This window comes from Halorubrum trueperi (assembly GCF_042662525.1).
Lineage (GTDB): Archaea > Halobacteriota > Halobacteria > Halobacteriales > Haloferacaceae > Halorubrum > Halorubrum trueperi.
In genome coordinates, this window is the sequence record NZ_JBHSXI010000020.1 from 44,827 (window position 1) to 69,603 (window position 24,777).

At 57.0% G+C, this 24,777-nt stretch carries 19 protein-coding genes; 12 read left to right on the forward strand and 7 right to left on the reverse strand.

Going from position 1 to position 24,777, the window contains the following annotated elements; all coding sequences use genetic code 11:
• Positions 1–422 precede the first annotated feature (422 nt).
• Positions 423–1,325, forward strand: a complete 903-nt coding sequence (locus tag ACFQEY_RS14695; RefSeq protein ID WP_379769938.1) for a glycosyltransferase family 2 protein — start codon at positions 423–425, stop codon at positions 1,323–1,325.
• Between the two features lie 36 nt (positions 1,326–1,361).
• On the opposite strand, the gene ACFQEY_RS14700 is transcribed toward ACFQEY_RS14695, so the two are convergent.
• Positions 1,362–2,237, reverse strand: a complete 876-nt coding sequence (locus ACFQEY_RS14700; RefSeq protein ID WP_379769941.1) for an alkaline phosphatase family protein — start codon at positions 2,235–2,237, stop codon at positions 1,362–1,364.
• A 223-nt stretch (positions 2,238–2,460) separates the two neighbouring features.
• On the reverse strand, positions 2,461–3,396 hold the full coding sequence (locus ACFQEY_RS14705; protein ID WP_379769943.1) for a hypothetical protein: 936 nt from the start codon (positions 3,394–3,396) through the stop codon (positions 2,461–2,463).
• A 216-nt stretch (positions 3,397–3,612) separates the two neighbouring features.
• Here ACFQEY_RS14705 and ACFQEY_RS14710 point away from each other — a divergent pair, with 216 nt between their 5' ends.
• The 3 genes from ACFQEY_RS14710 (at position 3,613) to ACFQEY_RS14720 (ending at position 6,681) form a co-directional block, all read left to right on the forward strand.
• Positions 3,613–4,116, forward strand: a complete 504-nt coding sequence (locus ACFQEY_RS14710) for a serine O-acetyltransferase (RefSeq protein ID WP_379769945.1) — start codon at positions 3,613–3,615, stop codon at positions 4,114–4,116.
• A 292-nt stretch (positions 4,117–4,408) separates the two neighbouring features.
• A complete protein-coding gene (locus ACFQEY_RS14715) occupies positions 4,409–5,836 on the forward strand; it encodes an oligosaccharide flippase family protein (RefSeq protein WP_379769947.1) in 1,428 nt (475 codons plus the stop codon).
• A gap of 119 nt (positions 5,837–5,955) precedes the next feature.
• The gene (locus ACFQEY_RS14720) at positions 5,956–6,681 is read left to right on the forward strand and encodes an acylneuraminate cytidylyltransferase family protein (protein WP_379769949.1); all 726 of its coding nucleotides are present in this window, start codon (positions 5,956–5,958) and stop codon (positions 6,679–6,681) included.
• Between the two features lie 11 nt (positions 6,682–6,692).
• Here ACFQEY_RS14720 and neuC read toward each other — a convergent pair whose 3' ends face one another.
• The 4 genes from neuC to aglG form a co-directional block, all read right to left on the reverse strand.
• On the reverse strand, positions 6,693–7,844 hold the full coding sequence (gene neuC, locus ACFQEY_RS14725) for a UDP-N-acetylglucosamine 2-epimerase (protein ID WP_379769952.1): 1,152 nt from the start codon (positions 7,842–7,844) through the stop codon (positions 6,693–6,695).
• Positions 7,845–7,922: 78 nt separating this feature from the next.
• On the reverse strand, positions 7,923–8,939 hold the full coding sequence (locus ACFQEY_RS14730) for an N-acetylneuraminate synthase family protein (protein ID WP_379769955.1): 1,017 nt from the start codon (positions 8,937–8,939) through the stop codon (positions 7,923–7,925).
• Between the two features lie 233 nt (positions 8,940–9,172).
• Complete coding sequence (locus tag ACFQEY_RS14735) at positions 9,173–10,303, reverse strand: glycosyltransferase family 4 protein (RefSeq protein WP_379769957.1); 1,131 nt, start codon at positions 10,301–10,303, stop codon at positions 9,173–9,175.
• A 39-nt stretch (positions 10,304–10,342) separates the two neighbouring features.
• Complete coding sequence (aglG, locus tag ACFQEY_RS14740; RefSeq protein WP_379769959.1) at positions 10,343–11,260, reverse strand: glucosyl-dolichyl phosphate glucuronosyltransferase; 918 nt, start codon at positions 11,258–11,260, stop codon at positions 10,343–10,345.
• Positions 11,261–11,357: 97 nt separating this feature from the next.
• Here aglG and ACFQEY_RS14745 point away from each other — a divergent pair, with 97 nt between their 5' ends.
• The 8 genes from ACFQEY_RS14745 (at position 11,358) to ACFQEY_RS14780 (ending at position 23,755) form a co-directional block, all read left to right on the forward strand.
• A complete protein-coding gene (locus tag ACFQEY_RS14745) occupies positions 11,358–14,480 on the forward strand; it encodes an oligosaccharyl transferase, archaeosortase A system-associated (RefSeq protein ID WP_379769961.1) in 3,123 nt (1,040 codons plus the stop codon).
• A 9-nt stretch (positions 14,481–14,489) separates the two neighbouring features.
• On the forward strand, positions 14,490–15,434 hold the full coding sequence (locus tag ACFQEY_RS14750) for a DUF368 domain-containing protein (RefSeq protein WP_379769963.1): 945 nt from the start codon (positions 14,490–14,492) through the stop codon (positions 15,432–15,434).
• Between the two features lie 202 nt (positions 15,435–15,636).
• The gene (locus ACFQEY_RS14755; RefSeq protein ID WP_379769965.1) at positions 15,637–18,510 is read left to right on the forward strand and encodes a bacterio-opsin activator domain-containing protein; all 2,874 of its coding nucleotides are present in this window, start codon (positions 15,637–15,639) and stop codon (positions 18,508–18,510) included.
• A gap of 122 nt (positions 18,511–18,632) precedes the next feature.
• Positions 18,633–18,896, forward strand: coding sequence for an AbrB/MazE/SpoVT family DNA-binding domain-containing protein (locus ACFQEY_RS14760; protein WP_379769968.1), 264 nt, complete (start codon positions 18,633–18,635; stop codon positions 18,894–18,896).
• Between the two features lie 254 nt (positions 18,897–19,150).
• Entirely contained in the window at positions 19,151–19,294 is a 144-nt protein-coding gene (locus ACFQEY_RS14765) for a rubrerythrin-like domain-containing protein (protein ID WP_379769970.1), read from the forward strand.
• 2 nt (positions 19,295–19,296) lie between these two features.
• Positions 19,297–20,577, forward strand: a complete 1,281-nt coding sequence (gene gdhB, locus ACFQEY_RS14770) for a glutamate dehydrogenase GdhB (protein ID WP_379769972.1) — start codon at positions 19,297–19,299, stop codon at positions 20,575–20,577.
• A 281-nt stretch (positions 20,578–20,858) separates the two neighbouring features.
• Entirely contained in the window at positions 20,859–22,049 is a 1,191-nt protein-coding gene (locus ACFQEY_RS14775; RefSeq protein WP_379769974.1) for a CapA family protein, read from the forward strand.
• 206 nt (positions 22,050–22,255) lie between these two features.
• Positions 22,256–23,755: a PAS domain S-box protein gene (locus ACFQEY_RS14780; RefSeq protein ID WP_379769977.1), complete on the forward strand. Its 1,500-nt coding sequence runs from the start codon at positions 22,256–22,258 to the stop codon at positions 23,753–23,755.
• 3 nt (positions 23,756–23,758) lie between these two features.
• On the opposite strand, the gene ACFQEY_RS14785 is transcribed toward ACFQEY_RS14780, so the two are convergent.
• Positions 23,759–24,760, reverse strand: coding sequence for a sensor histidine kinase (locus tag ACFQEY_RS14785; RefSeq protein WP_379769980.1), 1,002 nt, complete (start codon positions 24,758–24,760; stop codon positions 23,759–23,761).
• Positions 24,761–24,777: the final 17 nt, after the last annotated feature.

Here is a 24,777-nt window from a genome sequence, read left to right on the forward strand (position 1 = left end):
GAGGTACTGCACCTGGAGCATTCTGTGAAAGGACTGTTCAGAGGGGGAATATTCGGCAATCCGCACGTTGACCAAAACAGAGCGCATAGTGAAGACAGCGTGGCAGTTAGAGGAGTTCTGTCCAGAACAGCCAGCAGCGTATTTGAGTGAAGAACAGTGCAAGTGGAACTGGGTATAGTGTGGTTAAGAAGTCTTTGAGGCAGTCTTCATCTCCGGTTGGTAGAGTACCAAGACGAAGAAATCGACCGCCATTCTTTGATACGCTTCTATGCCGATCAACCTAGGGCAGATTCTTTATAGTGTTTCTGTGACAGTTACGCCGGGAACCGATTGGTTGAAAAGTGAATAACACTTAGGTTAACACTATGAACCGGCCGGATTTATTTTTGCCAAACTCGAAACGATTAGAGACCAATAAACGTGTGTCAATTGTTCTTCCGACCTACGAGCCAGAAATCGAGAATATCGGTCAGGCAATACAGAGCGTCGCCAACCAGACCTACGAGCACATCGAACTGGTCATCGTCGATAGCACCGGCCTAGAGTGGCTTCGTGAACTGGGCGAGGAGTATTCCTGGATCACCTACCTGTACCAGGATCCGGCAGGGTTGCCAGCTGCCTGGAATGCGGGGATCGACACGGCGACCGGGGAGTTCGTTGGGTTTCTTTCGGACGACGACTACTACACCGAAGAGAAAATCGAGACGCAAGTCGCGTCCCTCGAACAGGGGTACGATGTCGTCTACACAGACGAGTACGTCATCGACCAGGACGGTAGCGTGACCTACCTGTCAGCACTCCCCGTTGCGGATCCCGAGCGTCACTATGTGGAGTACTTCAAACAGGGCCATGGCGTACCACACCTTACTGTGCTAGGTCGGATGGACTGTTTCCAGGCTGAACGGTTCGACGAACGTCTTGCGGTTCGAGAAGACCCTCATCTGTGGGTTCGACTCTTCAAGCAGTACGAGGTTACAAAGATCGATCAAGCACTGGCATACAAGCGTCGACGGGAGGATTCGGCTACGGGCGATCCGGAGATACTGTACGAGAACGAGCTTCTGGAGATTGAGCTGCTGTGTGATAAATTCCCTGAACTTGCTGACTACCGATCCAAACGTGAGCGGATGGCCAACTACCGTTACGGCAAGCATCTGCTTCGGATCGGCCGGACCACCCAGTCACGATCCATATTCTTCGATCTCCTGCGTGACGGGATGGTTGAGACGCGCGTTGTTGGGCTTCTAGTAGCATCCCTCCTCCCAATGGGGAACCGAACAGTGTTTCAGTGGCTCGAAACGATGGCAGAGCGCCAGAAACGATAATCGACCGGCGTCGGCGTCGGTAGCCCGGGCGGTGGCTCAGAGGTAGCCGAGCTGTTGGAGTCGTTCCTCGGCAGTCGCATTCCGGTTGCTGTCGGACGGCGACGGTGCGGTCGGTTCGACCGTCCGTTCGTCCGTGCCGGTCGTTTCAACCCATGGAACCTTTCTGACTGACGGGATCGGACACGCAGGCGGATGTCGGTAGAACATGTACTCGCCGAACGCTTCACCGTGGTCTGCGGTGATCGCGACCCGTTCTCGGTCGAGATTCTTGAGGAGAACTTCGACCTGGTCAAGTACGAATCGGAGGTTGTCGAGATACGCAGCCCAGACCTCCTCCCGCGTAGCCGCCCCTGACTTGAGCGCAGTGTCGAACCGGGGCTGCAGTTTTTCATCCGCAAGGACGTACGGATCGTGGGGATACATATAGTGGACGATCAGCCGATCGGGATCGCGGGTTCGACCGGCTTCGATCGCCCGTTCGGTGGTGTATCGTGGAGACGTCCGTGAGACTGCCTCCCCCGAGACGGTCCACTCGGAGGCGTCGTCGAACTCTGCCTGCCAGAGATGTTCGATGTACGCGAAATCCTCAAGTTCAACCACGTCGAACCGCGACGGTTCAAACGGGATCGAGGCCTTCCCTGTCGTCCCCCCTTTTCCGAACGTCTGGTCGACGAAGGAGTTCTGGCTCAAATAGGCTGTGTTGCGAATCTGGGGTTTGTATCGTGTGCGGAACGTGTTGTTCATCCACTCGAAGGACGAACTCCCGACCGAAGTCATCGATTCGACGCTGCCGATGAAGTTGTACTCGTCTGCGACCTCCCGCATGGCGTCCACGCGACAGGTATCGAGGATGAGGAGGGCGTCCCACTCACGTTCGAAGGCGTTGGTTCCGATCGGGAACCGGCTAGTCATCGTCAGGGCACTCGCCTCGTAGAAGAGATAGGCAGGTCGGAATAGACGGGCAGGGAGCGAGCGGTTGCTCGACCGGAAATCAGCAATGCTTTCGCTAGCCCATTCCCGTAGGTTCGTTCTCATTTGACGACTAACGGTTCCACGGTTACAAACAGTTTTCTCATAGTAGCAGCATTCATGTCTCCCTCACAGCATACCGTGGATCTGGTATCCAGGTCCACCGTTATTCATCCATATACCCGAGCGCCTGGAGATGTGATTCGATTTCCCCTGAGCTAGCGTCCGACGTTGATCCGACTTCTTCTTCGATCACTTCACGGCGTGGGCCGTCATTGACTGCCCAGGGTACAGTTGTCAGTGAGGGTTGAGCCAGATGCATCGGGTGGCCATACTCTCGGAATGGGATAGGATACGTTATTTCACCCAGGAGATTCCCGTGATCCGAAGAGAGCACGACCCTCCCCTCAATCGTGTCCAACAACTCATCGACTTCGTCGAGGACGTATTCGAGATTTCTCCCGTATGCATCCCAGACTTTGTCTTTGTCTACGATCCCGGCTCGGAGCGCTTCCCACACGTCCGTGGCTCGCGAATCTGCGTTGACATCCCACTGTTCAGTCCCTGCAAACTCAGTAAAGTGCAGATCTGTATCCTGCACGAACGGGTAATGTGGTTGAATATAATGGACAACAACCCTTTTGTTCGGGTACTCCTCGTGAGCTTCAATTGCAGAATCCGTGACGATCTCCGGATCTGGGGCGTTGAGTTCTTCATTTATTGCACTCTGCCAGCACTCTACTACGCGATGAAACGAACCAGGAGCACAGCGGGATAAGACCGGTGTTCCGGATACATATACGATATCGCCGTACTCTCTATTCCATTTTCGTTCAAACCATGTTCGGGTCGCTCCACAACCGGATTTCACTCGCTCGTACTCGTCCCACCGATTAAGATTCGCGAATTCCTCGAATAGGTCTCCTCGACACGCATCAAGTATGATTAACGTGTCCCAGTCGCCACCGGCATAATCGATTCCCGGTCCATGAATCTTGTACTGGATTGGTCCGTTAATTCTATGATGGATCCGTTTTCGTCGCCATCCAGGGTCGGTGAATTTCGAGAACTTCTGTAGACTTGCTTTTATATTTTCAAGCATAATCAACTTCTTTTTTATGTTTCGGACTCTATGACTCTATCATGTATATGGGTAAAACACTTATGAATAAAAATGGTATCTCACTGGAAAACCAATGTATATTCTCACATCAAATATACATCTCTAGTTACGTTATTTTTGATCTACATTTATTTAAGCGTGGAAGCAGTTTGTGGATGCCAATAAAAAAACAATTAGCAATTTCAATTGCCGATTATGAAACCAAATCAGACTAATAAGTGGGGATGGCAGCTTTTGTCTTTTATATATTATCTAAGAAACGATGGATTAAAGACAGCAGTCCAAGAGACATACCGGCACCTGAGATACATCTTTCCGTTATTACCCCGAAAGAGCGATTGGATGAATTTTTTCAGATTCAAGCGGTTGGGGATGCTCACGGCTTGTGATATTGAGCGCGTCCTGCCAAAATCTACAAATATAGGTCACCCAACTGGAATCGTGATTGGACAAGGAGTTGATATCGGAAAAAACGTTAAAATTCGACAGAATGTAACGATAGGGAAAGATCCCGATAGGGAATTTCCTACTATAGAAGATGGAGTAGTCATCGGTGCAGGGGCAGTGATACTCAATGATATCACTGTCGGTGAGAATTCAACCATCGGAGCCAACTCTACAGTTATATCAGATGTACCTCCTGATTCTGTTGTGGTGGGGTCTCCAGCCGAAATAGTAAATTATAGAAGAGATGATTGAACTAGTTGAAGCGATTATGAATGTTACTCGCTGGACAGCAACGAGAATACTGGGGCTGTTGCGATCTGCAAACAAGACAGTGACCGCGTGATGAGCCTGATGATACAAGAGCGAGTCAAATTCGTCCAGCGGATCTGTGCATAAGCAGATGTCCGCAATCAGCAATATCGGCTGTAAATCCCGTGTAGATCGCACCCTTAATTAAATGTATAGAACTGAATCAGTTTAGAAAGACTTCTTTCTTTAGCCATCGAAGCAACTAGTAACAGAAGAATTTCGTGAGTACTCAAGAATGCGACTAGCAAAAACATCTATTGTCTTATTTCTTTCGAGCCAATTTAGTACGATAGTAGGGTTCGTTGGCACGTTCTATATCGCCTCCTACCTCGGTTCGGAAGTCCTCGGGACCTATTCGGTCGTGGTTGGAATGTTGTTCTGGCTGTATCTCCCGGCATCAGCGATTGATTCGGCTGTTGTCAAACGAGTAAGCGAAGGGACTAATCAGGAAGAGATAATATCAGCAGGTTTTCTAATAAATACAGCTATTGCGCTCATGACCGTTGCTGGGGTTTTACTTTTTTCACCGGCCGTTGAGACGTACGTTAATCATCCAGTTAGTCTCGAAATTGCGGTGCTGATCGTCTGTTGGTTCGCCGCAAACTTCGCGAGTGCCATTCTCAATGGACAAAAGAAGGTAGCCCATGCGAGTATTATCTGGACAACCGGCCGTATCATCCGAACCGGTCTTCAGATTGGTCTGACGTACCTCCTAACTCTCGGCGTGGCTGGACTCATATGGGGCCACACAATCTCGTTTTTTGTGGCAGCCGTGATTGCATTCGCCATTAATCCAATAAAACCGGCTTGGCCATCGAAAAAACATTTCAAGAGTCTGTATGAGTATGCAAGATACTCTTGGTTAGGTCAGATATCTGTTCAAGCGTTCAACTGGTTAGACACGGTCATCTTAGCGATTTTCGTAAGTTCAAGTCTGATAGGGGTCTACGAGGTGGCGTGGACGATGGCGTCGGCGCTCTCAATCATTAGTACGTCTATTACCACAACTCTTTTTCCAACTATCAGCGAACTGAGCGACGACAAACGGTATGATAAGGTCAGCGAACTTCTTACAGAGGGACTTAGCTTTACGGGAATATTTACAATTCCTGGCTTAGCCGGGGCAATAGCAGTTGGTCCACGGGTGCTTGAGATTTACGGCTCCGAATACGGTCAGGGTGGCACAATTCTCATTCTACTAGTCGTCGCTCGGCTCACAAACGCGTACAACGGATTGTTCAAGAATACAATAAATGCAATCGACAGACCGGATATTGGCTTTCGGATTAACGCCGTACTGCTTGTTTCAAATGTGATTTTAAACTTCTCACTCATCCCTATTTTCGGCTGGTATGGGGCAGCTATCGGGACCGCCAGTTCGGCAACCATCGGAATGTTATTTGGATACTACTGGGTCAATCAGAGCATTCCAATCTACGTACCGTACCGGGAAATCGGGTACCAGGTCATCGCCAGTCTGGTCATGGTCCTTGCTGTGTCGGGCCTTTCCAAGATGTTGGGCTCGGGACGAATCAGAACGGTTGTCATCGTGTTCCTAGCTGCAGGGTTCTATTCGGTAGTACTACTGGCGTTGTCGACGACCGTTCGAGAAAAAACGATCTCCATTCTCTCAGATTACCCTTATGTCGGCGCGCTACTCTGACGGTTCCTCATAGAGGACTACTTTCGGTGCGTATAAGTACGGTATCTGCTGGAGGGGTAAGGAAACTGAATTGACTGAGATACCGCACGACTATACGGCTGAGGAGTATCTATACAAATATGACGACAGAGGCAGCAGATTACTTGGGCGTGATCCCTGCTCGGGGCGGATCAAAGGGTGTCAAGCGGAAAAACGTGAGGCCGTTCGCGGGGCAACCCCTCATCGCACACACGATCGAGGCAGCGATTGATGCCTCCAATCTAGATCGAACGATAGTCACGACAGACGACGCTGAAATTCGACGGGTTACCAAGGAACACGGTGCCGAAGCACCGTTTCGTAGACCACAGGAGCTGGCAACCGACGATGCGGCGATGGAACCGGTCGTCGAACACGCTATTTCCTATCTTGAGGATGAAGAGGGATATACGTGCTCGGGGATAGTTCTCCTCCAGCCGACATCTCCACATCGTACCGCAGATCATATCGATCGTGCCATCGAGGCCCACAAAGAGTCGCCTGTTACGACTGTGATATCGGGGTTCAAAGATCATAGCTACCGATGGCGACCACAGAAAGATGGTGCTGAGCAGCTGAACCATACTGGTGATGCGAGCCGGCGACAGGATAAAACCACAGAGTACGTCGAGAACGGCGCGATATATATCGTCGATGCCGAGCATTTCCGAGCTCATGGTGACCTCCGAAGCGGGACAGTCAGTCTCTTCGAGATGTCTGAACGACGGTCGGTAGATATTGACACTGAGTTCGACTTCTGGCTCGCTGAACAGCTAACCGAATATTTCGAGTCGAAAGAGCAAGACACAGATTCTTCCAGCTCCTGAACGAATCTAGGTCAATATGTGATCTGCTTTTGAATGTTGAAATCAAACTCGGCGAGAATATCCGCAATCTTCTCGCCGGAGTTCCCATTCCCGTATATCGAGCTCGATGGGTACGGACCGTGTTCCACTTGGTCTTCGATAGCACTTTTGATGCGCTCGGCCTCGTGGGGAACGTCGACGACGTTGTCTGAACGTTGGCGCCCGTTTTGACGATTCCCGATGTTGACCGACGGCACCCCTAAGTATGCGGATTCTCGGATCCCGCTGCTCGAGTTCCCGGCGATGCAGGCGGCGTTGTTCAGGAGGACCGCGTACTGCTCCAGTGGGAGACTCGTAAAAAAGCGGATGAAGTCCTGGTCGTTTTGCTCCCGATAGACTCGGATCCCTTTCGAGACTGCGTCGGCCCCTGCGTCCATGTTCGGCCACAGCCAGACAGTGGGCCGTCTGAGGTCGTCGACCGCCTCGATCGTTTCGTCGATGTACCGCCGGTTGTGGTCGTACTCTGTCGTCACTGGATGCTGAATAACTAAGAGATAATCATCGCTCAGACGAATATCAGCACCAACACCTTTGTCCCGGAGGTCCGATCCGACCGTCTCGATGTCGTCTAAGTCGAGCTTCGAAATCACGTCGAGGCTCGGTGTTCCCACGTTGAAGATACTCTTGGCGGGTTCCCCGAGTTTGCGGACGCGTTCCGCGGCGCGTTCGGTCGACGGGAAGTGGAGATGAGATATCTTCGTTATCGCATGCCGAATACTCTCGTCAACCGAACCCGACACCTCTCCTCCCTCAATGTGAGCTAACGGGATGTTCTGGAAGGCGGCAGCCGTGCCGATGGCGAGTTCTTCGAACCGGTCGGCAATGGTCATGACGACGTCTGGTTCGAGATTTTCAAAGACGGACGTGAACTCGGTCAACGCGATTCCGGTCGACTTCGCCATCGTGATCGGGTTCTCGCCTTCGAGTAGGAAGTAGATCTTCTTGTCGACCTCAAACTCACCCAAGTACCCGTCCTCGACGAAATCCCCGTACTTGTGTAGGAGCGCACCACCCGCCACGATGAGCTGTAGTTCCAACTCAGGGTGAGCCTTCACGGCCTGCATCACTGGCTTGAATTTTCCGTAGTTTCCTCGAGTCGTCACAGGAAAACAGACCTTGCGCATGTTTGGGAAGTATGACCTATTGGCCGAATAAACTCACTGGTTCCGCGGTATTAGATTGAGACAGAGTCCCGGCCGATACTATTCGAGATCCGCCTCCTGTAACGTCCTGTTTGCCTCCAAGTCTCGAGCCGCCACGCGACCAACGGTTTCGTCGAACTCCGTCGCGGGAATCCCAGTACCCGGACGTTTTGTCGTCAACTGTTCGGCCGTAAGGGTTTCACCAGTCGCTACTTGACTCGTCGTAACAACACTATGTCGTGCCCACTCCGCAATTGAGACTTCACCGTCACGAACCTCCTTATCATCGCCCTTCGTCTTGTGACAGAGGGTTGCATATTCAACTAATTTCTGGAGCTCTTCGGGTTCGATGGACACCTCCTGATCGCCTCCCGGAAGACGGCGGTCGATCGTGAAGTGCTTTTCAACGAGGGTCGCCCCGCGTGCCATCGCGATCGCGGCGGCCTCGACACCGGTCGAATGGTCCGAGAAGCCGATCGGTACGTCGAACTCCGCTTCCATACGCTGGATGAGACCGAGATTGAAATCCGAGGGTTCAGTCGGATACTCTGAAACACAGTAGAGGAACATATACTCCGACGCGTGTTTGTCGAGGAGTGCGGCCGCCTCCTGTACGGTGGCCATACCGTGCATCCCCGTGGAGACGATCATCGGTTTGCCTGTTTCGGCGATAGTCCGCAAGAGGTGGTGGTTGGTTAATTCTCCCGAGCCAACTTTGTAGGCCCCGACATCGAGTTTTTCTAGACGCTCTACGGCTGCCGGTGAGAACGGTGTCGAAAGAAAGGTAATATCGCAATCTTCGCAATGCTGTTTCAATTCTCGATGCTCTTCCATAGAGAGCTCGTAGACACCCATGCGATCGTAGAGATCACTCATTCCGAGAGCGTCCATTTCCGACTCAACCATCTCGGCACTCGGGATGTGTGTTTGGAATTTGACCGCATCGGCTCCGGCCTCGGCCGCCTCCTCAATGAACGCTTTACCTAATTCAATATCATCCCGAAAATTAACGCCGACCTCCGCAACAATAAATGGCTGATCACCATTTCCAATTTGTTCGTTGTTAAATTCGATCATTGTTCCCTCCTAAAAGGCAACTTCCCATATTCATAATTCGACCGGTTCGCCGATACTTGAGGCAATTTTTCTGGTAAATATATTGAACTCGGTTGGCCATTTTAGTGGTCTCGCTCGACAATACTTTTGTCCCTCTCTTATCAATGGAACCTGTCATCCTCCACTGTAGCAATTTACGATTCCATTTGGAGTGAGAACAGTACCGAAACCGACCCATAGAAGCCTCCTCGTATTTAGCTACTCTCCAAGAGACGGCGGTACCTCTCCACCGCGGCTTCGAAGCTGTATTCTTGCTCAATCCATCTCCGACACCCATGGCTCATATCTGTTAGATCCTCTCTACAGAGGATGGATTCGATTTGCTGTACTATTTTTTTGTGACTACGCTCAGTCATTTCGAAACCCGTTTCGTTTTCTAAAACGACATCAGGAATACCAGAGACGGGCGTTGCGTAGACTGGCGTCCCGCACGCCATCGCTTCCAGAATAGTCGTTGGGAGTCCTTCAGTCGGCTGTGAAGGCATTACGAGTAGTCTCATTCGGCTCAATTCTGCCGGAATATCGTCATGGGGTACCCACCCCGTGAGTTCAACCGTGCCAGCTTCAATCTCTGCGGCTAGTTCTGACTGCAACCAGTCGGACAGCGGTCCGTCCCCGACGAATCGGAATGTCATTCCGTCTCGGAGTCGTTTTGCCACCGCTGCGAGTTCTCGAATACCCTTTTCCTCGTCGAGGCGACCGACGAACCCTACCACGGCGTCGCGTTCCTGAAACGGAGTATCTGGGTGGAACTTCTCGGTGTCAACGTACCGTGCCCCATGAGGATACACATTCGACGAACCCGGATCAAGTCCCAGTTCTCGGGCCATATTCGGAGTATATGTTACAACGGTGTGGGCAGCCGAGAATCCTCCCCGTTCAAGCAGCCGAACGCTGCCGGCCAATAATTGTGCGAGGAATTTCGGCATTTGCTGCTCCCAGTTGAGTTGTAGCGTAAGCGGAACATCACCTCTTGGTTCGACGATCACTCTTCTTCCGATGACACGGGCGAAGAGTATCGGAAGGAGGTAAGCAGTGGCTCCGAAAAACAGAATTGTTTTTTCGGGACGCTGGCGGATCGCAGCACACATCCGAATCTGGTTCAGTATGAACCGAAAAGCCGCAATTGGAACGCTGTGACCAGTTCCCTTGTGTGTTAGCTCCACCACCTCACGATCGTCCCATATTGATGAATTATCCGGGAGATCCGCTGTCACGAGTGATACTGGCCCTAATTCTGAAAGGATATCCAGGAGAGTCCGTGTCGCATTCTCTCCAGCCGCACTCAGGGGATGCGTGACGACGCATACGCCACGGTCAGTCATACCTGCAGGTTCGATGAACCCCGGTATATGTCTGGTTGTTTAGTATCGGAGGTATCCGTAGAGATATCCGATACCAACTGACCCTGTGAAAACGAAGAGGCAGAGGAGTTGACTAATCTGTGAGACGGAAGGGTTGTAGACGAGTGATTTGAGCCGATTTGGCACGAACTCAAAAATGAGTTGACGAAGAAAGTGACCTTCTTCACCTGCTTCGTCGTCGACGAAAGACTCCATCGCCCGCTTCGAGTACCCTTGCCAGAACGCTCGATCCACCAGCCACCGGGACTCTGTCCGGTACTCGAACACCTTGTGTGCCACCTTCGCTTCGGGATCATACCATACTCCCTGCCCGTATCGCTCCCGCATTCGCGCGCACAACTCGGTTTCACCACCCTGCAGGTTCTTGTTGCCTTTCCGACCGCCGATGTCGACATCGAACCCACCCAATTCGGCGAACACGTCTGCCCGGAACGAGATGTTCGATCCGAACGTGTTTCGGACCTCTCCTGGTCCGTCGGCGAACCCGCGGTGTGTCACCCCGATCAGCCAGTAGAACTCCTCGGGGAGAAACGACGGCTTCCCCGCGACCCACTCGGGCGTCATCTTCCCGCCGGCCGCGATCGCGTCCTCTTCCTCGTACGCCTGGACCAGACTTTCGACCCACGCCTCGTCCGCAATCGCGTCGTCGTCGATGAACGCGACGGCGTCACCGGCGGCAATTTCCGCGCCGCGATTTCGACTCTCCAAGAGACCCACGTTCTCGTCGTTACACTCGATCACCACGTCTTCGAAACCACCGAAATCGTCGACGACCTGTTCATACATCTCGGGCGTCCCATCGACGATCACGACGAGTTCGACGTTCTCGTATGTCTGCGCGAGGACGCTGTCGGCAGCCTCGCGGAAGTGCTCGTACATGTCGGGAGCGTACGTACAGAGGACGACCGAGACCTTCACGTCAGGACGTTGCGCCGCTGGAGCGCTTAGGTGTTCTGTCTCAGACCGCTCCGCTTATCACAAGCCTTATGCGCGTTTTGACAGTCGTCTTCACGTAATGAGTCAAGCGAACGATCCGCCGGAGGGATCGGATCGGTCCCCACTCGATCTCCTCGAACGGTGGTATCACGTTCCGGCGATTCTCGTCGCACTGGCGTTCATGCTCTGGACTCGCGTCCAGTCGTACGGGAACTTTATCGTGGACGGTCAGGCGTACTTCCGCGGGAACGACCCGTGGTACCACTTCCGTGAGACCTCGTACATCATGGAAAACTGGCCGAGTCGGATGCCGTTCGACGTCTGGACCGGCTTCCCGTTCGGAAACCAGGCTGGGCAGTTCGGCACCCTCTGGGACCAGATCATGGTCATTGCTATCTTCCTCACGACCCCGATCGCGGGTGGCGGCGAGGAGGGTGCGATGCGTGTCATGCTCGTGATGGCCCCCATAGCAGGAGCTCTCGTCGCAATTCCGACGTACCTCATCGCGCGCCGGTTCGTCGACCGGTTCGCCGCCCTCGCCGGCGTCGTCGTCCTCGCGCTCCTCTCGGGAACCTTCTTCAGTTACTCTCTCGTCGGCTTCCCTGACCACAGCGCGGCCGAAGTCCTCTTCCAGAGTCTCGCCGTCCTCGCGTTCCTCGTCGCCTTCGCGGTCGCAGAACGCGAAGCCCCCGTGTGGGAGTTGTTCGTCGATCACGATTGGGTCGCCCTCAAGCGTCCAGCGGCGTACGCGGCCGCCGCGGGCGTCGCACTCGGTCTTTACATGTGGACGTGGCAGCCGGGAATCCTCATGGTCGGCTTCACGGGAATTTTCCTCGCGATCAAGATAACGAGCGACGTGTACCACGGGAAGAGTCCTGAACCGATCGTCTTCGCCGGTGCACTGTCGATGACCGTTGCCGGAGTGATGCAGCTCATTCCACTCGACGACTTCTCGTTTGCGGTCAGTGAGTACTCTTTGCTCCAGATCGTTCTTCCCCTCGGCGTTGCTGTCGGAGCCGTGTTCCTCGGATGGTTCACACGCCAGTGGGAAGGTCGCGAGCTCGATGCGAGTAGATATCCCCTCACAGTCGGTGGCCTCATCCTCGCCTCTGGGGCCGTCGTCTGGCTTGCAATCCCCTCACTGTGGTCGACAGTCACCGGGAGATTGCTCAATACCGTCGGCTTCAGTGCAGGCGCTGGCGCACGCACCATCGGCGAGGCCCAACCTCCCCTCCAGGGCTCCTCGTTCGCCAACTTCGTGCTCTCGCAGTACGGCCTCGCCTTCTTCCTTGCTCTCTTTGCAGTCCTTTACATCGTCGCGCGCCCCCTCTACCGCTCTACCAACTCCAACCACACCCTCTACATCCCGGCCGCGCTCGCCGTGGTCGGCTCCGTCTACGCCGTCCCGCAACTCTACGATACCATCGGCGGCGTCGTCGGCGTGAGCTGGCAGGTGGTCGGACTCGTCATCGCGGCCGCCCTCTTGGTCGGCGCGACGTTCCTCGTCGAGTACGACACCGAAGAGCTGTACTTCGTCGTGTGGGCGGCGTTCATCGGGAGCGCCGCGTTCACCCAGGTCCGCTTCAACTACTACCTCGCGGTGATCGTCGCGGTCGGCGCGGCGTACTTCGTCCAGGTCGCCGTCGGCTTTCTCTGCCTGCGCTCGCTCGACGACGTCCGCGACGTCGAAGGGTGGCAGGCGATGGGCGCGATCGTGCTTGTCGTTATCCTCATCGTCCCGCTGGTCGCGATGGCCACGCCGGTGTGGGCGGCGGGCGCGAACACCGGCCCAGGCAACATCGTCGAGTGGGACGAGAGCCTCCAGTGGATGAACGACGAGACGCCGCAGCCGGGCGAACTCGAGGGTGCGGACAACGCGATGGACCCGTACGCGACCTACGAACGCCCTGCAGACGGCGACTTCGATTACCCCGAGGGCGCGTACGGCGTGCAGTCGTGGTGGGACTACGGCCACTGGATCACCACGCGTGCAGAACGCATCCCGAACGCGAACCCCTTCCAGCAGAACGCGGTCGCGGCCGCCGACTACCTCCTCGCGCCGACCGAGGGTGAGGCCGCCGACGTCCTCGCCAGCCAGAGCACGGAGGGCGAGAACACCCGATACGTGATGGTCGACCGCCAGATGGCCTCGCCGAACTCGAAGTTCTCCGCGCCCGTCACGTACTCCTCGGGCAACGAGACGCGCGAGGACTTCAACCGCGTGCTCTACCAGCAGACCGAGGAAGGCGGGTTTAGCACGGTGATGCAGGTGAACACCCAGCGCTACCACGAGAGCCAGATGATCCGCCTGTACGAACACTACGGCAGCGCGGTCGACCCCGCGCCCGTCGTCGTCGACTGGGAGACGCAGGCCGCCCAGACCGCGGACGGCGAGGAGGTCGAGATCAGCACGCTCCCGAGCGACCCCGAAACTACCGTCCGCGAGTTCGACAACATGACGGCGGCCCGTGCGTACGTCGAGGAGGACGGCAGCGCCCAGATCGGCGGCGTCGGTAATTTGCCCGCCGAGCGCGTCGACGCGCTGGAGCACTACCGGCTCGTCCACGCCACGGAGTCACAGGGGCAGTCGCCCTCGGCACGCCAGGTCCAGATCCTCCAGCAGCTCGGCGCTGACGTGGAGGGGCTCCTCGGCGAACCGATACTCCAAGCCTTCCAGGACGACTGGGTGAAGACGTTCGAACGCGTCCCGGGCGCGACCGTCGAGGGCTCCGGCGCTACACCCGGCGAGGAGGTCGAAGCGACCGTCGAACTCGAGAAGCCCTCCGGGCAGACCTTCGAGTACACGCAGTACGCCGAGGCCGACGAGGACGGCACCTTCGAACTCACGCTCCCGTACTCGACGACGGGCTACGACGAGTTCGGCCCCGACGAGGGGTACACGAACACGAGCGTTCGCGCCACCGGTCCCTACCAGCTCTCGACCGGGCTGTCGGTCGACAACGGAACCGCAAGCGCGCTCACTGGCACGGTGAGCGTGACCGAAGCACAGGTCGTTGGTGCGGATGATACAGCCGCCACGGTCGAACTCGAAGAGACAACGCTTGACGGCGGCGAAGGCGAAACCGGCAGCGACGGAAGCGACGACGATCCCGGAAACACAACCGAGAACGACTCCGCGTCGCTCGCCGCCGCGGACCCGGTCGTCGCGGGCGCGACCGCCGTCGACGGCGCGAGCGCGTAACCACTCGATATGACCGGCCTCCGGGACTGGGTGACGCTGTACCTGAAGGGCGTCGCGATGGGGAGCGCGGACGCGGTCCCCGGCGTCTCCGGAGGCACCATCGCGCTCATTCTCGGCATCTACGAGCGGCTCATCACCGCGGTCACCGCCATCGATCCGGACCGGCTCAAGCGCGTGCTCGCCGGGGCGCGCCCCGCGAACCTCCCCGACGCGCGCACGGCGTTCCGCGAGGTCGACGGCGCGTTTCTGATCGTCCTCCTCGCGGGGATCGGGACCGCGGTCGTCGCTGTGCTCAGCGGCGTCGACTTCCTGCTCGAAACGCGCCCCGTCGCGACCTACGGCTTCTTCTTCGGGCTGATCGCCGCGAGCGCGGCGGTCCTCTTCGGCGACGTCGAACTCGACACACCGCGGCGAAAAGCGGCCGCAGCCGCCGGCTTCCTGGTCGCGTTCCTCGCCTCGGGGTACGCCTCGACCGCGCTCGCCAGCTCGCTGCCGGTCGTCTTCGTCGCCGGCGCGGTCGCGGTCAGCGCGATGATCCTCCCGGGCGTCTCCGGCTCGCTGCTGCTCGTCGTGCTCGGGCAGTACGAGTACATGTCGGGAACGGTGAGCCGGTTCGTCGACGGCCTCGCGGGGTTCGCGCTCGGAAACGGGACCGACGCGCTCGCCGAGACGCTCCCCCCGGTCGCGACGTTCCTCCTCGGCGGCGTCGTCGGCGTGTTCACGATCGCCCACGCCGTGAAGTACGCGCTCGCCCGCGCTCGCGCCGCCACGCTGGCCTTCCTCGTCAGCCTGATCGTCGGCGCGCTCCGAGCGCCCGTCGCCGAGGTGTCGCTCCGGTTGGCCGAGAGCGGCGAGACGTGGGCGGCGGCGGCTCCGCGATTCGCGCTCGCGGCGCTCGTCGGGGCGGGGGCGGTACTCGTGTTGGACCGGTACTCCGCGGCGATCGAGTACTAAACATCGACGTCTGCTCACCGCGAGAAGCGGCGCTTTGATCCCGATTGCCCGTTCGTGACTGGAAAACGGTCTCCGGTGTCGTGTCGATTCTTGCTATTTCCACTCGTGGTTTTTACTATACGCGGATTTCAATATACTTGATACTCCCAACGGTCATCCCACGCAGTACCGAACGCTGTGATTGGTGCCGTCAGCCCCACGTATGAACTCCACGACAAGTAGTGTCCTCGACACGTCCGCTATCGTCGTTGTCGGCGACACGCCATGGATACCGTCATTCATCGGTGCGCTCCGAGAGGAATTTAATACGACGGTCCATCGTGTCTCGACGGTATCGGCAGCGCAAGAGACGCTTCAACAGACGACCGTTGACTGCGTCGTTACAGACTACGCTCTCGCTGAATCCACTGGAATCGATCTTGTTCGCCGCATCCGTGAGACGTCGACGACGCTCCCGGTGATTTTGGGGACGGCTGCCGGCAGCGAACGACTCGCCAGTGAGGCTGTCGAAACCGGTGTCACTGATTATATTGTCGTCACTGACTCGTTGGAAGACACCGTCAACGACGCTCTGCGGCGAACTGAGCAGGCGCTCCGGAACGCTCAGCGCGCGCTCACACAGCGCGAGCGGGCGCGACAGTTCGACGCGATATTCCACGATACCAGATCAGCGACGTGGGTGCTTGATCCCGATGGGACGCTTGCGCGTGTCAACCGTGCCGCCCGTACCATGGTGGATACGGACGCTGACGCGGTCGTTGGGAACCCGTTCTGGACGCTTCCCTGGTGGCCTGATGACAGCCAAACGAGAGCTGACATCCGTCGGCTCGTCGACGCGGCTGGAGACGGCGAGTTCGGGCACGCGGTTGTCATTCAGGATGCTGCAACGAATTCCAGCGTGTTGGAACTCTCCGTGCAGCCGGTCACGAACGAACGCGGCGAGCTCGTCTCGATCATCGTGGACAGCGTCGATATCACTGAGCGCGTCGATCTTGAACGGGCACTCCGGCGCTCCGAGAAACTCCACCGGGTCACGCTCAACAATATGACCGATACCGTCCTCATCACCAACGAGGACGGCGAATACACCTACGTCTGCCCGAATGCTCACTTCATTTTCGGATATACCGCCGACGAGATCCGGGAACTCGGACCGATCGGCGACCTGCTCGGTGAGGACCTCTTTGACCGTGAGACGCTCGCTGACGAGGGTGTCCTGAAGAATATCGAGACGACGGCCACGGACAAAGCCGGCCGTGAACACACGCTGTTGGTGAACGTTCGGGAAGTCGCTATTCAGGGTGGGACGCTGCTGTACAGCTGTCGGGACATCACGAAACGAAAACAGCGCGAACAATCGCTGGCCACGCTCCAGGAGACTGCCCGAGATTTCCTCTACGCTGGAACGCACCAAGAGATCGCCCAGCATATCGTGGACGACACCGCAGACGTGCTGGGCCTCGACGCCAGTGCCGTCTATCTCTTTGACGCCGACGAGAATCATCTGCAGCCCGTTGTCCACTCGCAGGCGATGCGGAACGCCCACGGGCCACTGTCTGCCGTTCACGCGGACGGGAATGACCTCGTTAGTCACAGTTTCGTCGAAAACGAAGCCAGCTTTTTTGCGGACGTTCACGATGTGGAGCGTCTTACGACCTTCGTGACTGACCTTCGGAGTGCGGCATACATCCCGCTCGGCAATCACGGCGTGTTCGTCGTTGGCTCGACGGCGGTCGGTGCGTTCGACGATGTCACACGAGAGCTTGCCGACCTCCTCGCGGCAACCGCAGAGGCAGCGCTCGACCGAGTTACCCGCGAGTCTCAGCTTCGCGACCAGGACCGCGAGCTCCAGCGACGGAACGATCGGCTCACCGCGCTCAACCAGATCAACGAGACCATCCGTGAGATCGATCAGGCGCTCGTCCAGTCCGAGACCCGCGAAGAGATCGATCACACCGTCTGTGACCGCCTTACTGCTGACGGCCGCTTCCAGTTCGCTTGGATCGGCACGGTTGATGGGCCGAACGAGACGGTGACACCGCAGGCATGGGCTGGAACTGATCAGGGGTATCTTGATACGCGATCGTTCCCTGTGGCTGCTGCAGACGTCGAGCCCGCCGGTCGGACTGCGGCATCTGGAACAATGACGCTCATTTCGAACGTTGCGGCCGATCTCCGTGCGGCCCCGTGGCGCAAGGACGCCATTTCGCGCGATCTGCTCTCCGCGTTGAGCATCCCACTCGTGTACAACGATCTCTCATACGGTGTCCTAACGGTGTACGCGAACACGACGGACGCCTTCGATGAGACCATCCAATCTGTGTTCGCGGAACTGGGAGAGACGATCGCCGCCGCCATCAGTGCGAGTGAGCGCAAGCGGGCACTGCTCACCACGTCGATGACTCGGGTCGAGTACACGGCGACCAATCCGTCATTCGTGCTGACGCAATTGGCGAAGGCCGCTGACTGTACGCTTACCTACGAAGGCGGCGTCCAACAGACAGCGAGCGGCAACTACGTGTTCGTCACTGTTGACGGCGCACCACTTGACGCCGTCGTCGACGCCGCGGACGGTCTCCGGATCGTTGAGGGTGTCCAGCGGATTCGCGGCGGTGACTCCGGGGGCGTGGTGCGGCTCCAGTTATCTGAGCCGTTTCTCGCGACGGAACTTGCTGACCACGGTGCCGTCCTTCAGGATGCAACCGCCACACAAGCGACTACAGAATTAGTTATCGACATCTCTCACGGTGTCGAGGCCAGGCATGTCACTCAGTTCATTAGCGAGCGATTTCGCGATGTCACGCTCACCTCAAAGCAAACACGGGAACAGGCATCCGAACACGGACTCTACGCGTCAGTGCTTGACCAACTGACTGCCAGACAACTGGAAGTTCTGGAGACGGCCTACTACAGCGGGTTCTTCGAATCCCCGCGAGAGGCGACTGGGGAGGTCGTGGCGGCCTCGCTGGATATCTCTCCACAGGCCTTCTACCAGCATATTCGAACTGCACAACGGAAGCTGTTCACGGCACTGATCGATGACCTCTCTCCCGTTGTGACACAATCGCACGAATGAATACGCGGGCTCCGTTGAAATCTTCTGCTTCAGAGATATTCTCGCCTGAATCAGCGGGTGTCTGAACGGTGCGTATTGACCGGCAGATTCAAGTCTATCTGTAAGGAATCCTTACGTATACGATGGCTTCCGATGAACCCGAAGTAGCTACGGTAACCTCGAAGGGGCAGATCACGATCCCCAGTAAACTCAGAGACCAATTTGGACTCAAACAAGGGACGAAGCTCATGGTCGTCCCAACGGAGTACGGTCTCGTGTTAAAGAAGATCGACCTCCCGTCGATCGAAGAGTTTCAACAGCGCGTCGAGAGACGGGCAGAAACAGTTGAAACGTCTCTCGATGAAGTTACCCGACTCGTCCACGAGGCACGGGGCAGTGACAAATGAGGGCGGTGCTGGATACGAACGTACTCATCTCGGGTTTGACTTCCTCCCCGCCCTGAAGGGCGAGGCTTCCGCTTGCTATCCGTCAGACTCCCGCCCTACGGGTAGTTGCCTGGCTCCGTGTATCCCTCATAGATTGAATAGTAAACCCACCTGTACCTCAGATAGCTTCATATTCAACGACTACATACTCCCTTATACACCTCTTTTGTGTTAATAGAGTCCCCTGCGAGAGACCGCCGGGGCGCTCACCTACCATGAGAGACGCCTCCCAAAATCCGGACACGGAATCGCCCTACGAGTGTTTCGAGTGCGGAAACGTCGTGCTTTCGGAAACTAGCCCCGGCAAGTGTCCCGACTGTGCCGGTGAGATGCGGAACCGGCGCATGCCGATCGAATAACGATGGCCTCAACGACGACTCGTGACCAGGACCCAAGTGAACCGGAATCTGCAATCAAAACGGCGCGTCGCCAGCTCCAGCAGGCTGCCGATCACCTTGATATCGATCAAAACGTCATCGAGCGACTCAAGCATCCCAAAAAAGTCCACGAGGTTACCGTTCCGATCGAACGCGAAACCGGTGAGGTGGAACTGTACACTGGGTATCGCGCCCAACACGACAGCGTTCGGGGCCCGTTCAAGGGCGGCCTTCGGTATCACCCCGACGTAACGCGCGAGGAGTGCGTCGGGCTGAGCATGTGGATGACGTGGAAGTGCGCCGTGATGGATATTCCCTTCGGCGGTGCAAAAGGTGGTATTGCCGTCGACCCCAAGGACCTCAGCGAGTCCGAAAAAGAACAGTTGACGCGCCGGTTCACCAACGAAATTCGGTCCGTCATCGGCCCTACAAAAGACATTCCTGCTCCCGACATGGGAACGGATCCGCAAACGATGGCGTGGCTGATGGACGCCTACTCGATGCAAGAGGGTGAAACGATTCCGGGAGTGGTCACGGGAAAACCACCGATCGTCGGCGGGAGTGAAGGGCGTGATTCGGCCCCCGGTCGGAGTGTCGCGATCATCGCCCGTGAGGCTATCGAGTACTACGACAAGGATCTCACGGCGACATCGGTTGCCGTACAGGGCTTCGGGAGCGTCGGGTCGAATGCAGCGAAACTACTCGACGACTGGGGGGCGAACGTCGTCGCCGTGAGCGACGTTAACGGCGGAATCTACGATGCGAACGGAGTCGATACGCATGCGATTCCTTCCCACGACGAAGAGCCGGAGGCGGTGCTGACGCACGGGGCCCCGGAGACGCTGACCAACGACGAATTGCTGGAACTCGACGTGGATGTCGTGATTCCGGCAGCAATCGGAAACGTCCTGACGGCGGAGAATGCCGACGACGTCGCTGCGGATATCGTTATCGAGGGCGCAAACGGACCGACGACGAGTGCGGCGAGTGCGATCTTCGCCGAGCGAAATCTGCCGGTGATCCCGGACATTCTGGCGAATGCTGGCGGCGTGACAGTGAGTTATTTTGAGTGGCTACAGGATATCAATCGCCGTGCGTGGTCGTTGGACCGTGTGCACGACGAGCTGGAAACGGAAATGCTGGCAGCTTGGCAGGGCGTCCGTGAGGAGTTCGAGGCGCGTGACGTGACGTGGCGTGATGCGGCGTATATCGTTGCGCTATCACGGATCGCAGCAGCTCACGAGATGCGCGGCCTCTGGCCGTGACCACGTTTCTGAATGTCGATATTTGACTCGCTACCGGAGTTGGCTAACAGTGGGGGACGAGATGTCTTTCCAGCTCCCACTCTCATTCTATGATCCAAAAGCGCAGCCAAAAAAATATCCATATGGATAGACGTGTCGGCGACGCCATCGCGAGACGCACAGCTTTCCAGTGGACCACCGTTTTGAGACTGGGCAGTTGCCGTCAACGGATCGGTTGGTACAGTGCCCGGATCTGCAATCGGCCGCAGGCTTGAAACCCTCACTCGATGAACCACCGGACGATGCGAACGCGTCGGACCATGCTGTCATCGGGCGTCGCCGGACTCGTTGGACTGGCCGGGTGCACACACACGCGGCCGACTGCGGACGACGGGAGTCGCGGAGCGACCGACGGCACCAACTCGGATGTGAGCGACGCGGACTCCGACGGGGGCGACGACACCGCTGTCGACGACACCGCTGCCGACGGCGACGAGACTCGAATCGGGTTCGTCGGCGACCTGATGCTCGGTCGGAGCGTCAACGAGCGATGGGCCGACGATGGCGACCCCGAAAACGTCTGGGGGTCGACGCTTCCACGACTGCGGGAACTCGACGGGATCGTCGGCAACCTAGAGTGTTGCGTCTCCGATAGCGGAACGAAGTGGCCGAACAAGGGGTACTACTTCCGGGCGAACCCCTCGTTCGCCGTGCCGGCTCTGGAGGCGGCGGGGGCCTCGTTCGTCTCGCTCGCGAACAACCACATTCTGGATTACTCGGAGCCCGCGCTCCGCGACACGCGAGCGCACCTGGCCGACGCGGGGATCGCTCGGGCCGGTGCCGGCACCGACAGAGCGTCCGCGCTCGAATCCGTAATCTTCGAGGCGGGCGAGCTGACCGTTGCGGCGTTCGGCCTCACCGACCAGTCCGAGGCGTTCGCTGCGAGCGACACCGAGCCGGGGACGGCGTTCGCGACGCTCGACCCCACCGTGTCCGCGACGCGCTCGCTCGTCGGGCAGGTCCTCGACAGCGCGGCGTCACACGATCCCGACCTCGTCGTCGCCTCGCTGCACTGGGGGCCGAACTGGGAGACCGAGCCGCGCGCGGTTCACGAGCGGTTCGGTCGGTGGCTCGTCGATCTCGGCGTCGACGTGGTTCACGGCCACAGCGCGCACGTCCTTCAGGGCGTCGAGGTGTACGAGGGACGACCGATCATCTACGACGCGGGGGACTTCGTGGACGACTACATCAGCTACCGCGACCGCGAGGGCGTCCGAAACAAGCGGAGCGCCCTCTTCGAGGTGGTCGTACGCGACGGCGACCTCGACGAGCTGGTCGTCGAGCCGATCGAGATCGTCGACGAGGCGGCGACGCTGGCGGACGACGACGTCGCCGAGTGGGTGCGTGACACGCTCGCAGAGCGGTCCGAGCCGTTCGACACCGAAATCGAGCAGAGCGACAACCGGGTGGCGTTCCCGCTAGGCGATGAGTGAGACACAGGCTCAGCCGAAAGCCACCCGCTGTTGAGCGAACAAGATGGCGTACCCCATGCGTTGACATCCTCCCCGCCCTGACGGGCGGGGTTGTAGCCTTGTAACTTCCATAATTTGTCGTGTAATCCACCTTTGCTAGTCAATCGCTGTGTTTCAAGGTACAAATCCTGCAGAATTATGCTGCTACATTTACTTGTGAGTGCACAATGATCTCCCTTCCGCCCAAAATACACGTTCTTCACGTCGATGATGAGCCTGATCTAGCGGAACTCACCTCGATTTTTCTTCATCGGGAAGACGACCGTTTTGTCGTCGAATTAGCGACAAGCGTGAGTGAAGCTCAAGCGATGTTTTCAGCAGGTGAGTTCCACTGTATCGTCTCAGACTACGATATGCCTGGTCAATCTGGACTTGAATTTCTCACTACACTCCGTGAAACACATCCTCGACTCCCGTTCATTCTGTACACAGGAAAGGGGAGCGAAGATGTGGCGAGTGATGCAATCTCCGCTGGGGTAACTGACTACCTCCAGAAGGAAACGGGATCCGGTCAGTACGCTATTCTTGCTAACCGAATCAAAAACGCTGTCGCCAGCTACAACGCACAGGAATCGATCCGAGAGACAGAACAGCGATTTGCAGAACTCGCAGAAAACTCGGAAAACATTCTGTACAGTTTCACTGGAGATTGGAGCGAACTACTCTTTATCAACTCCGCATTCGAGGATATCTGGGGAATCCCGATCGAAGCACTTGACGAGTCACCTACGGTATTTCTCGAACACATCCATGAGAACGATCGCAACATAGCGAGAGAGTCGATGGAGAAGCTGTCGAATGGAACACCTGACGAGATCGAGTACCGTGTGATGCATCCGGAGCAAGGGATTCGGTGGGTACGGGGACAGAGTAAACCCATTTTCGGTGACGACGGTTCCGTCATTAGGATTGTCGGCTATGTCCAAGATATCACTGAGTACAAGAAGGATCACGGGCTTCGCGTTATCGAGACTGCAACTGAAGGGATCAGTCTCGTCGAACCTGACGGGACGTTCTCATACGTGAACCCTGCGTTCGCTAGGCTCTTCGGGTATGACCGGTCAGAACTCGTTGGTCAGTCGTGGAAAATTCTCTATCACAACGGAGAAGCGGAACGGCTCGAACACCGTATCCTCCCGGAGGTCGCCGAAACGGGGTACTGGAACGGTGAAACCGTCCGTCTCACGAAACACGGAGACCGACGTATCACGGATCATCGGTTGGCGACGACAGAAAGTGGCAGTATCGTGTGCACGGCCTATGACATTACTAGCGAGCGGCGAGCAGCGTCGAAACAACACGGAGAGTTCTACCACCTCTGGGAGGAAGAAACTGCGAGCACGTTCTACACACTCGACCACGAAGGGTACGTAACTCGGTGGAACGACCGAGCAGCAGACACACTGGGCTATTCCGTCGAAGACAGTCTCGGTACGTATCTCGGGGTATTCCTCGCACCAGACACGACCGGTGGGCAGCGTCCAGAGGAACTCATCGACTCTGTTCGGACTGATGGGGAAGTCACAGCCGATCTGGAATGGATGCGAGAGGACGGGAGTACGTTCACAGCCACAACGACTGTCGTCGCCAGTTACACGTCGGCAGGCACGCTTCGTGGGTTCGGTGTCGTGCTTGCACCGGTGGATGCCCCGGTGATACCCGCGTAACGATCAGTCAGCAATCTCGACGCCGGTAAACTCGAAGCGTGCGCCACCGGATCGTTCTTCGGTCAGTTCAATTGCCCAACCGTGGCGTTTGGCAATACGGCCGACAATAGTGAGCCCAACTCCGTTCCCGCCGTATCCGGTCGAAAACCCGTGTTCGAAGACATCCTCGCGTTTGTCCTCGGGAATACCGGTTCCTGTGTCTTCGACGTAGAAGCCGCCCTTGATGGGGCCGATTCGAATTGTGACCTCATCGCCTCCGTGACCGATTGCGTTCCGGAACAGATTCTCGAAGAGCGCCTGTAGCTGTCCGAAATCTGCCCGTATCAGGAGATCCGAGACATCCAGGGTCGCGTCACGAGTATCGATCATCTCCCATGCATCTCGTGCGACTGCGTTGAGAGCACCTGTCTCTGAAAGGCTCGGCACGTCGTTCGACTGGGCGAGCGTCAGCAGATCCTGTGTGAGGTCGTCAAGGCGGGTGAGTGTCTCTTCAACCTTCGTCAGATGGGCTGGATCGCCGGTTTCTTGATACAGCTCTAAGTGGCCGGTAGCGATCGAGAGAGGAGTCTGCATATCGTGTGAAATCATGCTCGTAAACTGATCGAGGCGCTCGTTCTGTCGTTCTAACGCGGCTGCAGTTTCACGCTCCTGCGTCACATTCTGTGTGGCGAGGACACCGTACGCGTCGCCGTCGATTTCTGCGGGGTGAGTTTCGATATGGTGAACCCGATCGTCGTACTTGACATCGAACGAGCGTGATTCTCCTCGAATCGTTGCACGTAGTTCAGGTTCTAGACTGGTCGCAGTGCATTCGGGGAACAGGTCATGAATGGACTGACCGAGGAGCTCGGTCGCCTCCCTTTTCGAGAACGGGAGAACATCGGGGCCGACGACACGATAGCACAAGTCGTCGTCGAAGAGTACGATAACTCCGTTTGGAAAGTTCTGAATAAGCACCTCTATAGTCTGCTGTCTGGGAGGTGTCTGTGTCGAGGGGTCCGGCATCTGAGTAGTAGATACAA

Bases quoted from the DNA above. Each gene is read 5' to 3' on its own strand.
- ACFQEY_RS14700 (WP_379769941.1), bottom strand. From the start codon at position 2,237: ATGACTAGCCGGTTCCCGATCGGAACCAACGCCTTCGAACGTGAGTGG.
- ACFQEY_RS14705 (WP_379769943.1), bottom strand. From the start codon at position 3,396: ATGCTTGAAAATATAAAAGCAAGTCTACAGAAGTTCTCGAAATTCACC.
- ACFQEY_RS14710 (WP_379769945.1), top strand. From the start codon at position 3,613: ATGAAACCAAATCAGACTAATAAGTGGGGATGGCAGCTTTTGTCTTTT.
- ACFQEY_RS14715 (WP_379769947.1), top strand. From the start codon at position 4,409: ATGCGACTAGCAAAAACATCTATTGTCTTATTTCTTTCGAGCCAATTT.
- ACFQEY_RS14720 (WP_379769949.1), top strand. From the start codon at position 5,956: ATGACGACAGAGGCAGCAGATTACTTGGGCGTGATCCCTGCTCGGGGC.
- neuC (WP_379769952.1), bottom strand. From the start codon at position 7,844: ATGCGCAAGGTCTGTTTTCCTGTGACGACTCGAGGAAACTACGGAAAA.
- ACFQEY_RS14730 (WP_379769955.1), bottom strand. From the start codon at position 8,939: ATGATCGAATTTAACAACGAACAAATTGGAAATGGTGATCAGCCATTT.
- ACFQEY_RS14735 (WP_379769957.1), bottom strand. From the start codon at position 10,303: ATGACTGACCGTGGCGTATGCGTCGTCACGCATCCCCTGAGTGCGGCT.
- ACFQEY_RS14745 (WP_379769961.1), top strand. From the start codon at position 11,358: ATGAGTCAAGCGAACGATCCGCCGGAGGGATCGGATCGGTCCCCACTC.
- ACFQEY_RS14750 (WP_379769963.1), top strand. From the start codon at position 14,490: ATGACCGGCCTCCGGGACTGGGTGACGCTGTACCTGAAGGGCGTCGCG.
- ACFQEY_RS14755 (WP_379769965.1), top strand. From the start codon at position 15,637: ATGAACTCCACGACAAGTAGTGTCCTCGACACGTCCGCTATCGTCGTT.
- ACFQEY_RS14760 (WP_379769968.1), top strand. From the start codon at position 18,633: ATGGCTTCCGATGAACCCGAAGTAGCTACGGTAACCTCGAAGGGGCAG.
- ACFQEY_RS14765 (WP_379769970.1), top strand. From the start codon at position 19,151: ATGAGAGACGCCTCCCAAAATCCGGACACGGAATCGCCCTACGAGTGT.
- gdhB (WP_379769972.1), top strand. From the start codon at position 19,297: ATGGCCTCAACGACGACTCGTGACCAGGACCCAAGTGAACCGGAATCT.
- ACFQEY_RS14775 (WP_379769974.1), top strand. From the start codon at position 20,859: ATGCGAACGCGTCGGACCATGCTGTCATCGGGCGTCGCCGGACTCGTT.
- ACFQEY_RS14780 (WP_379769977.1), top strand. From the start codon at position 22,256: ATGATCTCCCTTCCGCCCAAAATACACGTTCTTCACGTCGATGATGAG.
- ACFQEY_RS14785 (WP_379769980.1), bottom strand. From the start codon at position 24,760: ATGCCGGACCCCTCGACACAGACACCTCCCAGACAGCAGACTATAGAG.